The organism is Myxococcus sp. AB025B (assembly GCF_006518215.1).
GTDB lineage: Bacteria > Myxococcota > Myxococcia > Myxococcales > Myxococcaceae > Myxococcus > Myxococcus fulvus.
Genome location: NZ_SRLW01000703.1, coordinates 1 through 474, shown reverse-complemented (window position 1 = coordinate 474; position 474 = coordinate 1). Strand labels below are relative to the sequence as shown.

1 protein-coding gene is annotated in these 474 nt (G+C 66.9%); it reads right to left on the bottom strand.

Going from position 1 to position 474, the window contains the following annotated elements:
- A partial coding sequence (locus FL311_RS43585) for a carbon starvation CstA 5TM domain-containing protein (RefSeq protein ID WP_305036193.1) occupies positions 1-474 on the bottom strand: 474 nt, incomplete at both ends.

Genomic DNA, 474 nt, shown 5'->3' with positions numbered 1-474 from the left:
GAGCGGCCACAGCGTGTTGATGCCGCCCAGCGGATCGACCACGCCCTGGTACAGGAAGTAGCCCCACAGTGCGACGGTCGCAGCCGTGGCAATGAGGTTGGCGACGAGCGAATCCGTGCGCTTGAGTGCCGGCACAAACGTGCCCAGCAGATCCTGCAGCATGAAGCGCCCGGCGCGCGTGCCTGCGTCCACGGCGGTCAGGATGAACAGCGCCTCGAACAGAATCGCAAAGTGGTACCAGAAGGCCATCATGGCCTGGCCGCCCACCACCTGGTGCAGGATGGGCGCCATGCCCACAGCCAGCGTCGGGGCGCCGCCCGCACGGGCGAGGATGGTGTTTTCGCCGACGTCCTTGGCGGTCTGGATCAGCACGTCAGGGGAGATGACGAAGCCCCAGGTGGACAGCGTGTGTGCCACCGTATCGGGCGTCGCGCCCACCAGTGCCGCAGGGCTGTTCATCGCGAAGTACACGCC